A 13,723-nucleotide genomic window follows, 5' to 3' on the forward strand; every position below is an offset into this window, starting at 1 on the left:
GTGCGAAACTGGCAGCGAAGCGCACGGTAGTTTCGCAATTGCCTATAACAATTAGATAAATAAAAGGAGAAACACATGGCATTTTTAAAAGAAACCGCTCGAGGTATCCGTAAGGATATTATTAAAATGATTGGAAAAGCTGCTTCGGGACATCCGGGTGGTTGCTTATCATCCGTGGAAATTCTGACGCTGCTTTATTTCGAACAGATGAATGTGGACCCCGAAAATCCAAGGAAAGATGATCGGGATCGCTTAGTATTATCGAAGGGTCACGCTGCGCCGCTGCTCTATGCAACCTTGGCTGCCAAAGGCTTTTTTCCAAAAGAAGAGTTGAAAAACCTGCGTCAGCTTGGTTCAATGTTACAGGGACATCCGGACATGAACAAAGTTCCAGGAATCGATATGTCAACCGGTTCCCTGGGTCAGGGAATTTCAGCAGCGGCGGGAATGGCTCTGGGTGGAAAAATAGATAATAAAGATCATAACATCTTTGTACTGCTTGGTGATGGCGAATTGCAAGAGGGTCTTGTCTGGGAAGCCGCAATGGCAGCAGGGCATTACAAACTCAATAAGCTGATTGCCTTTGTGGATAATAATAATTTGCAGATTGATGGTGCGGTGTGTGAGGTAATGAACCCACATCCCATCGATGCAAAATTCGCAGCCTTTAATTGGAATGTGATCATGGTTGAAAATGGTCATGATTTTGACGAATTAAGAACGGCCGTGGAAGCTGCAAAAAAATCAGAAGACAAACCAACCGTCATTGTCTGTACCACGGTTAAGGGTAAATGTGTATCATTTATGGAAAACAATGCCGGATGGCATGGAAAAGGGCCAAATGCTGAAGAAGTCGAAATAGCATTAGCAGAATTGGAGGCATAATCATGGCAGATAAAAAATCAACACGACAAGCTTACGGTGAATATTTAGTAACCTTAGGCAAGAAAAATGAAAACCTTGTGGTTTTGGACGCGGATTTATCCGGTGCAACCAAAACAAATATTTTTAAAAAGGCTTTCCCGGAACGCCACTTTAATGTGGGAATTGCCGAAGCCAACCTAATGGGAATGGCTGCCGGTTTGGCAACGGCAGGTAAAATTCCGTTTGCCAGTACCTTTGCTATTTTTGGTGCCGGGCGCGCTTATGAAATTATTCGAAACAGCATCTGTTATCCAAAACTCAATGTTAAAATCGCACTGACCCACTCGGGTATTTCCGTGGGCGAAGACGGTGGTTCCCACCAGTCCATTGAAGATATTACCTTAATGCGCGTGATCCCGAACATGACCATTTTATGCCCGGCCGATGCCATTGAAACAGAAAAAATGATGGACGCCGCTATGGAAATTGACGGACCGGTTTATATCCGTTTAGGCCGCAGTGACGTGCCCATTATTTTTGACAAAGACTATCAATTTGAAGTCGGGAAAGCGGGTTTGCTGAAAACCGGCAGTGACGTGACCATTATTGCTACCGGCCTGATGGTCGGCGCAGCATTGGAAGCCGCCGACTTATTAAAAGATGAGGGCATTTCAGCCCGAGTTTTAAATATGGGATCCATTAAACCCATTGATGTGAACGCAATTGAAGATGCTGCTATTAACACCGGCGCCATTGTTACCGCAGAAGAACACAGCATTATCGGTGGTCTCGGCGGTGCCGTTGCCGAAGTACTCTGTGATGGTACACCGGTGCCACTGGAACGGGTAGGTGTCAAAGACCTATTCGGACAATCCGGCAAGGTTGCCCCACTGATGGAAAAATACGGCTTAACCGCAAAAGATATTGTGATTGCAGCCAAGAAAGCCATCGGCCGTAAATAATACATGCAAATAAATTGGCAAACCCGTCCTGGGGACAATGGTAAATCGTTGTCGGCTGCATGATCGAACAGGCTACGCCTGTTCGCCATGATGCCGACAACTGATGTTACGATTGTCCCCAGGACTTACTTTTCTATTTGTCTACAGTCTGAGCCGGAGTCACAATGACGCTGGCTTTTGTTATTAAAAGTAATTAAGGATAAATTTTTGTTATTTTGAATTTCCGGTGTCATTTTTAAACAATTAATGGTATATTCAATTCATTCTAAATAAAAGTCTATCATAAAAAATAAGCAAGACCATGCCAGAAAGGGAACAACCATGGAATTATATCAGGAATTATTAAAACAAGGCATCGCAGAAAAACTTCTCGATGATGTGAAACACTTTATCAAATTTTACAAGCTTGAAGACCATCTTCAGGATCGTGTACCAAATACCGAAACCATTTTTTACGGAAAAGATATATGGGCGATGTGCATCACTGCTATTTTAGAAGGTGAAAACATTTTGCTGTCCGGTCCAAAAGCCACTGGGAAAAACGTTTTAGGGGATAATATTTGTCAATTATTCAATCGTCCTCAGTGGAATACCTCCTTTCACGTGAACACTGACAGTTCAAGCCTGATTGGAACCGATACTTTCATTGATAATGAAGTCCGGTTGCGTCGGGGTTCAGTGTACGAGTGTGCTGTTAACGGCGGCTTCGGCGTGTTTGATGAAATCAACATGGCAAAAAATGATGCCCTGGTGGTGCTTCATTCTGCCCTGGATTATCGGAAGGTAATCGATGTGCCGGGCTATGAAAAAATAAAACTCCATGAGGCCACCCGGTTTATCGGTACCATGAACTACGAGTATGCTGGCACCAAGGAACTCAACGAAGCCCTGGTTTCGCGGTTTATGACCATCGATATTCCGCAGATTGAGGAAGAAACCCTGATGCTGATTCTTAGAGAAAACTTCCCTGATGCCAAAGATGACATTCTGCCTCAGTTTGCCGGAATCTTTCTGGATCTTCAGGAAAAATCTAAAAATTCGGAAATTTCTACCAAATCCGTGGATCTGCGGGGACTGATCGGTAGCCTCAAAACCATTCGTCGGGGATTAAAACCGATGCTGGCAGTGGACATGGGTGTGGTGGGCAAAACCTTTGATCAGTATGAAAAGGAAATCGTTTTGGATGTCATCAAAACCCGTATTCGCGAAAGCTGGGAAGCTTCGGATGTCTTTAGCGACCTTTAAATTTTAAAATCAAATGAAGGGAGGTGTAATTTTTGAAGGATACCAAATGGATCTATGAAAATTATGAATTTGATAATCGCATCACCAATCTCATGTGGACAATTTCCGGGGACTATGATGAAAATATGGACAGCGGTGAAAAAAGCTTTATTTCTGAAAATGTTGCCCTCTATCATGCCGTCACCGCCGGCGGTCGACGCAAGTTCATTACCTGGACCAGTGTAAAAAAGTATGTTATCAGCCGTCATCGGGTAGGGTTCGATAAAAATATTCTATTGGGACTTATCGCGATGGCCAGTGATCTGATTGTTGAAGAAAAAATCATTGCTGAACGTCCCGGAGTATATGATATCCGAAAAAAAGCCTATGATGATATTCTCAGTAATTATTACAAGCTGCACACCGATAACCTCTTAGAAAAGACCAGACATGCCATGATTCTGGAGAAAATAGGCAAAAGCCCACTGGTGGACGTGGAAACAAGAAAACTCTTAAATGACCTGCTGGGCCTTCAGAAAAGTGAGGATACCATTGAAATGCTGCGCGGTATCGAGGATATCTATATGAAGTACTTTCCGCTCTTTGCCCAGGCAGACGGAAGCGAAGGGGATGCAGTCCGCGGGGATAAAAATGCCAATCGTGGGGATTTCAGCGACTTTATGCTGGAAGAGATGTTTGAGGATCCTGAAGAGTCTGATATTGAAGCCTCCATCGAGGACATTGCCAGCGCCCTTTTAGGCGATGCCCAGGGGGATACCGCTTACAATAAGAATGAGACCAGTCAACAAATCCTCAGAGTTCAGGAAGAGGATTTAGAAAAAATATATGAAAAAGTTGCTTACTATTACGGCAACTCATTTTTGCCCCTTAATGAGGTTAAACAACTCCAGAATCGGGTCTGCCAGGGTGCTCACGGCAGCTGTCGGATTCATATGACCGATGGGGTGATCCGCAGCGAATCTAAAAATGAATTTCAGGAAAAATACGTTAAGCGCCATCAGACAAAAAACATCGATGCGTTCCGAGCCAATTACAAGGTGTTTAAACGGAACATTAACAAGCTAAAGGACAGCATGGCGCGGACCCTGGTTCAGGAGGAAATTGCCGACCGCATTCCCTCGGATGCCGGAAAAATTGTTGCCAACAAGCTTTGGCGGGTTAATCGCAGCAGTAATAACAAGGTTTTTGTCAAAACCATTGACAATGACAAGGGCAGTTTCGTCGTGGACATCCTTATGGATTCCAGCGGCTCCCAGCGAAGAAATCAGTCAAAAGTGGCCATTCAGGCTTATATTTTAGCCCAGGCGCTGACACTGGTGGGCATTCCCAACCGGGTGCTGGGTTTTTCCAGCTTTCTTGATTATACGGTCATTAAACGCTTTCGGGATTATCAGTCGCCCCTGTCTGCCAATGACAATATTTTTGAATATTTCTGTTCCGGGAACAACCGTGACGGACTGGCCATTAAAGCCACCTGCCAGGATTTGCTTAAGCGCCGGGAAGACAACAAGATTTTGATTGTGCTAAGCGATGGCCGACCCAATGACATCAAGGTGGGAAAAGGCCAGGTGAAGGATCTTCACGCCGCCTACCGGGGCCGCGTGGCCATTGAAGACACGGCCAGAGAGGTTCGCACCGCAAGACAGCAGGGCATTTTGGTACTTGGGGTATTTACCGGGAAAGAACAGGATTTGATGGCGGAACAATTGATTTACGGGAAAGATTTTGCCTATATTAAAGACATAAGTCGCTTTTCAGAGATGGTTATTAAATATCTGAAACAGATCATATTGAATTAAATTTAAGCATTGTTTTTGTTGAAAAACAATGCTTAAATTATGTAATGAATATTTTTTTGAAAGCGCTGAAAACGATTATAATTATTTGTGAGTTTTGATGGTAAAATTCCATAATGATGATATACTTAGAAGATAGTTCTTGGATTTAATTTTTTACGTAATCCGAGCGATGAAAATATAAATAGTCCTAGGGGCTATTTTTTACGGAGGAATTGAGAAATTGGAGAGAAAAACCGAGTATTCAGTAGACGACCTTATTGATTTAAACGTATTGCAGCAATTTCAGGACAGCTTTTCTGCAGCAACGGGAATGGCAAGCATATCTGTCGATAACAAAAAAGGATCCGTCACAGAGCCAAGTAATTTTACGGATTTTTGCATGAAATTCACAAGAGGTTCCACAGAAGGAAATAAACGCTGTATCAGCTGTGATATCAACGGTGGTAAGAAAGCCGCAAGCACAGGAAAACCAGCGGTTTATTCATGTCATGCAGGATTAGTCGATTTTGCAGCACCAATCATCGTAGATGGTGTTGAAATCGGTGCAATTTTAGGAGGCCAGGTTCTGGACGCGCCACCGAATGAAGATCACTTTAGAAAGATTGCCCGAGAAATTGGTGTTGACGAAGACGAATATATCAAAGCCCTGAGAAAAATAACCATTGTTCCCAGAGCTCAGATCAATGCAGCTGCAAATATGCTTTATATCTTTGCTAACTCCATTTCAAAAATGGGACATCACAACAGGCTGTTAGTGGATGAAACCCAGAAATTCCAGACAATATCAGAAAGTATGTTTGAAAACATCGGTTTTGTCAGTGAAGTGGTCAATACTTTTTCAAAACAGATTGAGTCACTGATTAAAATATCCGATGAACTTTTAGAATCGTCGACGATTTCAAAAAATAAAGTCAAGGAAACGGATAAAATCTTAAAATTCATCCGTGATGTTGCCACTCAAACCAATCTTTTGGGATTAAATGCTGCCATTGAAGCAACCCGTGCCGGAGAATTCGGAAGAGGCTTCAACGTAGTTGCCGATGAAGTCAGAAAACTGGCAGTGATGAGTGTGGATTCGGCTAAAAAGATTGAAACCATACTTGACAGCATTGTTGTGAGTATGAACAGTGTGGAATCCCAGGCTTCAAAATCCTACAAAATCATTGGCGAACATCAAGAGGCCATGACGGATATCAGCGAAAAATTAAGTACCCTAAATGATATATCAAATAAACTAAGAGCTGAGATTGCAAACCTTAAGAACAGTATTTATTAAAAACCGTCCCCATAGAATGGTTTCAGACTGCAGATAACACTTTACTGTTGTCTTCATGACGGCGCACAAAAAAAGACCGTCATGGGGACGGTCTTTTTTGCATGAAAATAAGCCAGATTTGTATTTTTATGCTTCCCAAATTACGAAATAGACACCATCTTCCCGCTTTTGGCCTTTACTCAATTCAAGATGCCTTAAAACGGACATATTGGTACTGATTTCTTCAGGTGTTAAGCTTAATTTTTCAACACATTGCTCCATCGTAACGCCATTGTGCTCTTTCATAAATAGATAAAGATTTTTTTGCTGGTCGGTTAAACCTTCAATTCCGGTGAGACCAGAATTTTTTCGGTCCAGCCGGGCACTATGAACAGCCCCTGGATCACAGGTTTGGGTCACCTTATGTTGTCCCATGGCGCAATCATCACAAAAGGATTTTCCTTTTACTTCATAAACATCATCGTCTTCGAGACTGATGCCACAACTAAAACATGTTTTCATATAAAATCTCCTCATTGTCTTTAAATTTTTGTAAGATATAAAATTGAGTTTGGGGTAATAATCATAAAAAGCAGTGCAAATAATGTCTACATCATATCATTTTCATGGCGACTTTTCCAGCGTAAAAACAATTTTTTGGGTTTATTTATTATAAATAGTAATTGACATATGTTTTTAAAGAGGTATAATAATAACTAAATAAAGACATATGTCAATCATAAAAAGGAGTAATACATATGCCAAGACCTGTTAAACGAAAAAAAGTTTGTTGTCTGCCTGAAACTAATTTATTTGGTCCGCTTAATGCAAAAAATATGGATGCTGACATTATCATGATGTCGGTGGAAGAATATGAAACGATTCGGCTCATTGATCTGGAGGGAATGCTCCAGGAAGAGTGTGCTGAAAGCATGAAGGTAGCTAGAACAACGGTTCAACGTATTTATAATGATGCCAGAAAAAAATTGGCGAATGCATTAGTCAATGGGATTATCTTAAAAATTGAAGGCGGAAATTATAAATTATGCGAAGAAGGACAACAGGTATACGGTTGTGGCAGATGTCGTAAAAAGAGAATCAAGGAAGCCCTTGAACAATCTAAAAAACAAAAAAATATAGAATGAGGAGAAAACAATGAAAATAACTATACCAACAGATGAAAATTCCCTGGAATCCGACGTTTGTATGTCTTTTGGACGTGCACCCTATTTTTATATTTATGATACAGTCGCCCAAAAGGGCGAATTTATTATTAACGATGCGGCAACCAGTCCCGGTGGAGCAGGCATTAAGGCAGCTCAAATTGTTGTTGATAATCAAACAGATGTATTAATTACACCGCGTTGCGGCGAAAATGCAGCCGATGTTTTTAAAGCAGCGAAGGTTCAAATTTTCAAAAGTACAGTAGGATCTGTTCAGGAGAATGTCAGTGCTTACAATGATGGCAAACTAGGTGCACTTGATAAATTTCATGCCGGATTTCATGGCATTGGAGGTCAGTAACTGATGAAAATCGAGTTAATTAATGGAGTATCCCGAGGAACTTTAGAAATAATTGCCCGAAAAATATCAGATCGAACGATCACCGATCGCATTCTTCAAAACGAATTCACTGCGGTAGGTTTATGTCAGGGGGATATAGTCAGTATGCTGGTAGCCAGTGACATTGCTGAAAAGACTTCAGATGTTGTTGTCAGTGAAATATCCGGTGTGTGTCCCCAACACATAACCTGTCTTGGAATATTTGGTGATGTGACATCGGTTGAGGCATCCCTGGCGGTCATAGAAAGCAGGTTGAATAAAAAGTGAAACTAGCAGTACTGAGCGGAAAAGGTGGCACTGGAAAGACGTTAGTATCCGTAAATTTGGCAGCAGTCGCCGGGCATTCCGTTTATGTCGATTGTGATGTTGAAGAACCCAACGGACATTTATTTTTCAAACCAAGCGGGGTGGAAAACGAAAAGGTAACCATCAAGATTCCCATTGTTGATGAGGATCTTTGCAACGGTTGTCGGATCTGTGTTGATTTTTGTAAATTCAATGCTCTCGCTTCCATCATTGGCAAATTAATTGTTTTTGATGAAATTTGTCACTCCTGCGGGGGTTGTATAATGCTGTGTCCTAATAAAGCCTTGACCGAAAAGGATAAGGTTATTGGAGAAATACAAAAGGGAATTTCCGAAGAAGTTAAAGTTTTTTCCGGGATTTTAAATACCGGAGAAGTTTCAGGAATACCGATTATCAAAAAACTGTTTTCTGAAATTTCAGATGAACAAGAAATGATCTTTGTCGATTGTCCACCTGGCAGTGCATGCATTGTTATGGAAAGCATTCGTGATGCGGATTATTGTATCTTAGTTGCAGAACCCACATTATTTGGGTTGCATAACCTACAAATGGTTTATGAATTGGTGAAAATTTTCAACAAACCTTATGGTGTTGTGATCAATAAGTGTTTAGAAGGTGAAAATTTAATCAAGAAATTCTGTTTGGAAAACGGAATTAAAGTACTGGATGAAATCCCTTATGACAAAGAATTAGGCAAGATTAACTCAAATGCTGAAATTGCATCAAGAGTATCACCGAAATATCATGCCTTATTTTCAGCTCTTCTTCAAACAGTCACAAAGGAGGTTTCCCATGAAGCAATTACTCATTCTTAGCGGAAAGGGCGGCACCGGAAAAACAACCGTAGCCAGCGCATTCATTAAATTATCTGAAGCCAAAGCATATGCGGATTGTGATGTCGATGCACCTAATCTGCACTTGGTGCTCAAGCATGGGTCAGATCCAAAGCGTACAGATTTTATGGGAATGCCTAAGGCTGAAATCGATCAGGCAGTGTGTATTAAATGTGGCCTTTGTAAATTCAATTGTAGATTTGATGCGGTTGTGTTGAAAGACGACACTTATCAGGTGGATTCTTATGCCTGTGAAGGGTGTGGGGTTTGTGAAGCATTTTGTCCGGCAAGTGCCATAACTTTAAAAGCGAACGTAGCAGGAGAACTTATCCTTTATCAGGGTGACGCCGTGTTTTCAACAGCACAGCTTAAAATGGGAAGTGGAACATCCGGAATGCTTGTTACTGAGGTTAAAAAACAAATGAAATTCGCAAGTGAAAATGCCGAGATTGCAATTATCGATGGCTCTCCCGGCATTGGTTGTCCGGTTATTGCTTCATTAAGCGGTGTGGATATGGTATTAATTGTTGCAGAACCATCGATTTCAGGGATCAGCGATATGGAGCGGATCATTAAAACCGCTCAAATATTTCATACGCGGATTGCAGTTTGCATTAATAAATACGATACGAATATCGAAAATACCCAAAAGATCATAGCGTTTTGTAAAAAAATGGATTTACCCTTTACCGGGAGTATTCCTTATGATGAAAATGCACTTAAAGCCATTAATAATGGGCAAACCATTGTGGATATTTATTGTGAAGCAGGTGCTGGGGTGCGACAGGTATTTAATAAAACAATGGATGTTTTCCTGCATCAAATTTAGTGATAAGAACAATAAGATTTCTGTCATGGAATAATGAGCAAGACAACGAAGGTATGTAGAAATCATTAATTATTAAAAAAAATCGTAATATCGTAGATTATGTGCTATGTTATTAGGTTACAAAGGAGTTTGTTAATGGATAAAGTTAAAGCAAATATGAAGTCGTGTTTGAACCCGGTACCAAAGGTGCTGGTATCGTGTCGTGGTCTGAATGGAGAAAACAACGTTCTGGCAGTTGGATATTGTGGCAATTGCAGTTATGATCCGCCCATGGTTATGGTAGGTATTGTGCCTTCCCGTTATTCATACCATATGATAAAAGAGTCCGGGTGTTTTGTCGTTAATCTTGTTGATGAAAATTACAAAGAAACCTTTAATTATTTAGGCAGTCATAGTAAACGAGATGAAGATAAACTGGAGATTATGAATGTTAAACTTGAGGATGCAAAAATAGTCAATGCCCCTATTTTAACAGATTGTCCGGTAAATATTGAATGTACAATCGTTGATTCCATCGTAACTGGTTCACATGAAATGTTTATTGGTAAGATTGAACATGTGAGTGGTGATTCTAAACTTGTCAATGCCGATGGGACAATTGATTTTTCACAGATTAAATTTCTTTAAAATATTTTAATATTAAAATATTTTATATATAATGATTCACAAAAAAAACTAGCCAAAGAGGAGAAATGTTGATGAGCGAAAATTGTACTGAAAGCTGCAGCAGTTGCAGTGACGATTGCGAAGAAAGAAAAGAACCAATTGATTTTTCTGAAAAGTTAAATGAATTAAGCAGTGTGAAAAAAGTTATTGGTATTATGAGTGGCAAAGGCGGGGTTGGAAAATCCCTTGTAACCTCAATGCTTGCCGTAGAAATGAACAGAAGAGGGTATCGTACCGCGATTCTTGATGCTGATATTACCGGGCCTTCAATTCCAAAAGCTTTTGGACTCAATGAAAAAGCCGCTGGCAGTGAGTTGGGATTGTATCCAGTTGCAAGCAAAACCGGAATTGAGATCATGTCCATCAACTTTCTATTGGAAAATGAAACCGACCCCGTTGTTTGGAGAGGTCCTGTGATTGCGGGAACAGTCAAACAATTTTGGACCGAAGTAATCTGGAAAGATATTGACTATATGTTTGTTGACATGCCACCGGGCACCGGGGATGTTCCCCTGACGGTGTTCCAGTCTTTACCGGTTGACGGCATTATTATTGTGACATCACCCCAGGAACTGGTTTCGATGATCGTAACCAAGGCAGTTAAGATGGCTGAAATGATGAAAATTCCCATTATCGGACTTGTTGAAAACATGTCTTATTTTAAATGTCTGGATTGTGACAAGGAACATAAACTCTTTGGGGAAAGTCATATTGAAGAAATCGCCAAGGAACATCAGCTTGAGGTTTTGGCCAGAATGCCAATCGATCCTAAAATTGCCGCAGCCTGTGATAAGGGAATGATTGAACTGTTTGATGGTAATTGGCTGGATAATGTAGCAAATGTTTTAGAAAACGAACCAAAAAATTCAGAAACGAATGGAGAAGATAAAATGAAAATAGCAGTAGCAAGCGATAATGGGTTGGTTTCCGGCCATTTTGGCCATTGTGAAAGTTTTATGATGTATGATACAGTTGACGGTAAAATCATTAAAATTGAAGCGGTACCAAACCCAGGCCATAAACCAGGATTTTTACCTGTCTTTTTAGATGAACAAGGCGTTAATGTTATTATTTCCGGTGGTATGGGCGGCGGAGCCGTTGATATTTTCAATGAAAAAAACATTGAAGTCATTACCGGTGCTACTGGAAAAGCAGAAGATCTTGCTAAACTTTATTTAATGGGAGAATTGATATCCACAGGTTCTGTCTGTCACGAACATCAGCATAGTGATGAGTGCGGCGAATAAGAAATATCCTTTTATAAAAAAAGGAATTCTTTAGGTCATATCAATCGGCCGCGAAAAAGAATAGCTTAAATAAGCATGCACCTTATGTAATGCTTCCACACTGTCTTCTGCGAAGACGGTGTGTGGCACCCTGTAAGTACAACGATCAAACCTTAATTGGTTTGATCGTTGTATTTATTTTTTGGATGAAAAAAGCCAGAATTGATCCTGGCTTGAGTTGGCAGTTTATACGCCGGCATTGATTGTAATATCAATATCACCGCTTGTGGTTGAGATATCCAGGAGTTTAGTGCCGTTTGCAGAGGGCGGCAGATTGATGTCTCCACTGACAGTATTTGCCTTAATTGAATAGGTGTTAGGATCTCCGATAATATTACCTGAAACATCACCGCTGATGGTGGATATGGAAATGTCATTACCGATGAGATCATTGAATACAACCTTGCCGCTGGTGCTTTCCAGGGAAACATTATTTTCGACAGTTGTTTTCTCGAGATCGTCATCACCGCTGATTGAGTTTAAAGATAGGTCGCCCGCAATTTGAGCAGAGGAAACTTTGGAACTCCCGCTGGTGGTGCTAAGTTTTAAATCACCATTGATTTTGATTGCTTTAAGTTCTATATCACCGCTGACAGATGCGGCCGAAGATTTCCCGGCTGCGACGATGTCGTTAAGGCTTATTTCACCGCTGGTAGTGCTGACGGCCAACGCCTCTGAAAGGCCCAGCTTTGACATGGTTATATCGCCACTAACCGTAGATGCATTGACTGCACCGGTGAATTTAGACGGAACTGAAACGGTGAGCGTTCTTTCTGGGGAATGAAAATTAATGCCGATGAATTCAAACCAGCGTTTGTGAGAAGAATAGTTTACCCGCAGCTGGCCATTTGCAGACACGTTAATGTCGTAATATTCTTTTTCATTTTCATAGCAGTCGATTTTGATCGCATCCTCATTTGAGCTCACAAAAATCACATCAGCGCTTACATCGCTGACTGATAAATCTGTAATGCCGGCCAGATCGTAGGTATAGCTCTTTTCTTCATAAGGCTGCTGCCGGGTACCCAGCGACGCCCAATTAAAACCGACCATGGTAGTGGCGGTAATCCCCAAAGCCGTCCCCAGAATGATGAGGGCACCAGCAACGATCAGTAATTTTTTAGTTATGGAATTCATTTATTGCACCACTTCCTTTTTAATAAACAATGATTTAACCCAGCGCAGGAATAATCCGGTAAACTTTACAAGCCAGATCGATAGTTTCGTTACTCCGAAAAATGCCAGGATCCCGACCCCTGCAAAAAATAAACCGCATCCCAACATAAACAGACCGGATGCCAAGCTTTGGGCAAAGAAAATACTGAAGGTACCGGCGATGCCGCCGAGCACAAGGGACGCCACAGCGGCATAAAGGGAGATGATAACAGCCCATACCGACGCATACACTGCGAGGATAACCGCGAAAAATGCACCGAGCAGCGGAAACCAGAGCGGAAAGCCGAGCACAAGCAATACAATTTCCCATGTTTTCAGTCCGCTTTTTGGTTTTATTTTGGCTTTCATCAGGGTAGCCAGGGGCAGATCCAGCAATAAGTCATTCACAATAGTATCAATATTTCCAATGGCGGCCACTGCGTCATCTTCAGTCATGCCGTCTTCAATACGGTCATCAATCATTTCCAAATAAAAGCCCTGGGTTTTTTCGATTTCGTTTTCGGGAAGTGCCGTAAGCTTCTCCCCAAGACATTGTAAGAATTTTGTTTTATTCATTATTAAAAGACCTCATTTCCTCGGTTATAAAATTATACACAGTCATTACTTCCTTCCAGTTGTCCAGAAAATCATGTATTTTTTCCTGGCCTGTTGGGGTGATTTTATAGTACTTTCGGAGCCGGCCGTTGTGTTCGGCGGAAGTTACAGTAAGGCAATCATTTGATTCTAATCGCTTTAATATAGGGTAAAGTGTTGATTCGGAAATTTCGATATAGGGGCTGACATCCTTGATGATCTGATAACCGTAGGAATCACCACGATTAAGAATGGTTAAAACGCATGTTTCCAGCAGTCCTTTTTTAAGCTGTATGTCCATGGTGATACCTCCTTTCACAGCATACTATATTACACATAGTATAAATCTGTCAATAACTTTTTAGC

Annotated in this window: 16 protein-coding genes; 12 read left to right on the forward strand and 4 right to left on the reverse strand. The window is 41.2% G+C overall.

The window, feature by feature from the left end; genetic code table 11:
• The first annotated feature begins 75 nt into the window (after positions 1–75).
• The 5 genes from AKG39_RS15980 to AKG39_RS16000 all read left to right on the forward strand — a co-directional run bounded on the left by AKG39_RS15980 (position 76) and on the right by AKG39_RS16000 (position 6,146).
• Positions 76–885, forward strand: coding sequence for a transketolase (locus AKG39_RS15980; RefSeq protein ID WP_050741413.1), 810 nt, complete (start codon positions 76–78; stop codon positions 883–885).
• Between the two features lie 2 nt (positions 886–887).
• Positions 888–1,826, forward strand: coding sequence for a transketolase family protein (locus AKG39_RS15985; RefSeq protein WP_050741414.1), 939 nt, complete (start codon positions 888–890; stop codon positions 1,824–1,826).
• Between the two features lie 321 nt (positions 1,827–2,147).
• The gene (locus AKG39_RS15990; protein ID WP_050741415.1) at positions 2,148–3,071 is read left to right on the forward strand and encodes an AAA family ATPase; all 924 of its coding nucleotides are present in this window, start codon (positions 2,148–2,150) and stop codon (positions 3,069–3,071) included.
• 32 nt (positions 3,072–3,103) lie between these two features.
• The gene (locus tag AKG39_RS15995; protein ID WP_083439616.1) at positions 3,104–4,870 is read left to right on the forward strand and encodes a cobaltochelatase CobT-related protein; all 1,767 of its coding nucleotides are present in this window, start codon (positions 3,104–3,106) and stop codon (positions 4,868–4,870) included.
• Between the two features lie 220 nt (positions 4,871–5,090).
• Complete coding sequence (locus AKG39_RS16000; protein WP_050741416.1) at positions 5,091–6,146, forward strand: PocR ligand-binding domain-containing protein; 1,056 nt, start codon at positions 5,091–5,093, stop codon at positions 6,144–6,146.
• Between the two features lie 126 nt (positions 6,147–6,272).
• Here the strand turns inward: AKG39_RS16000 and AKG39_RS16005 are convergent, their stop codons facing one another.
• Entirely contained in the window at positions 6,273–6,647 is a 375-nt protein-coding gene (locus AKG39_RS16005; protein ID WP_050741417.1) for a hypothetical protein, read from the reverse strand.
• Between the two features lie 236 nt (positions 6,648–6,883).
• Between AKG39_RS16005 and AKG39_RS16010 the strand changes: the two genes are divergently transcribed.
• The 7 genes from AKG39_RS16010 (at position 6,884) to AKG39_RS16040 (ending at position 11,569) form a co-directional block, all read left to right on the forward strand.
• On the forward strand, positions 6,884–7,270 hold the full coding sequence (locus AKG39_RS16010) for a DUF134 domain-containing protein (RefSeq protein WP_050741418.1): 387 nt from the start codon (positions 6,884–6,886) through the stop codon (positions 7,268–7,270).
• A 10-nt stretch (positions 7,271–7,280) separates the two neighbouring features.
• The gene (locus AKG39_RS16015) at positions 7,281–7,649 is read left to right on the forward strand and encodes a NifB/NifX family molybdenum-iron cluster-binding protein (protein ID WP_050741419.1); all 369 of its coding nucleotides are present in this window, start codon (positions 7,281–7,283) and stop codon (positions 7,647–7,649) included.
• Positions 7,650–7,652: 3 nt separating this feature from the next.
• Positions 7,653–7,955, forward strand: coding sequence for a BMC domain-containing protein (locus tag AKG39_RS16020; RefSeq protein WP_050741420.1), 303 nt, complete (start codon positions 7,653–7,655; stop codon positions 7,953–7,955).
• On the forward strand, positions 7,952–8,809 hold the full coding sequence (locus AKG39_RS16025; protein WP_050741421.1) for a nucleotide-binding protein: 858 nt from the start codon (positions 7,952–7,954) through the stop codon (positions 8,807–8,809). Before AKG39_RS16020 ends, AKG39_RS16025 begins: the two co-directional genes overlap by 4 nt.
• Positions 8,787–9,656 (forward strand): ATP-binding protein, encoded by an 870-nt coding sequence (locus AKG39_RS16030; protein ID WP_050741422.1) that lies wholly within the window; start codon positions 8,787–8,789, stop codon positions 9,654–9,656. Before AKG39_RS16025 ends, AKG39_RS16030 begins: the two co-directional genes overlap by 23 nt.
• A gap of 135 nt (positions 9,657–9,791) precedes the next feature.
• Entirely contained in the window at positions 9,792–10,283 is a 492-nt protein-coding gene (locus AKG39_RS16035) for a flavin reductase family protein (protein ID WP_050741423.1), read from the forward strand.
• 71 nt (positions 10,284–10,354) lie between these two features.
• Positions 10,355–11,569 (forward strand): iron-sulfur cluster carrier protein MrpORP, encoded by a 1,215-nt coding sequence (locus AKG39_RS16040; protein WP_050741424.1) that lies wholly within the window; start codon positions 10,355–10,357, stop codon positions 11,567–11,569.
• Between the two features lie 225 nt (positions 11,570–11,794).
• Here AKG39_RS16040 and AKG39_RS16045 read toward each other — a convergent pair whose 3' ends face one another.
• From AKG39_RS16045 to AKG39_RS16055, 3 genes are read right to left on the reverse strand one after another with little or no spacing between them, the layout of a single operon-like run.
• A complete protein-coding gene (locus tag AKG39_RS16045; RefSeq protein ID WP_050741425.1) occupies positions 11,795–12,745 on the reverse strand; it encodes a DUF4097 family beta strand repeat-containing protein in 951 nt (316 codons plus the stop codon).
• Positions 12,746–13,339, reverse strand: coding sequence for a DUF1700 domain-containing protein (locus AKG39_RS16050; RefSeq protein WP_050741426.1), 594 nt, complete (start codon positions 13,337–13,339; stop codon positions 12,746–12,748). It abuts the gene before it with no gap.
• The gene (locus AKG39_RS16055) at positions 13,332–13,658 is read right to left on the reverse strand and encodes a PadR family transcriptional regulator (protein WP_050741427.1); all 327 of its coding nucleotides are present in this window, start codon (positions 13,656–13,658) and stop codon (positions 13,332–13,334) included. The genes AKG39_RS16050 and AKG39_RS16055 overlap by 8 nt, the downstream gene beginning before the upstream one ends.
• Between the last annotated feature and the right edge of the window lie 65 nt (positions 13,659–13,723).

The organism is Acetobacterium bakii, assembly GCF_001263355.1.
GTDB lineage: Bacteria > Bacillota > Clostridia > Eubacteriales > Eubacteriaceae > Acetobacterium > Acetobacterium bakii.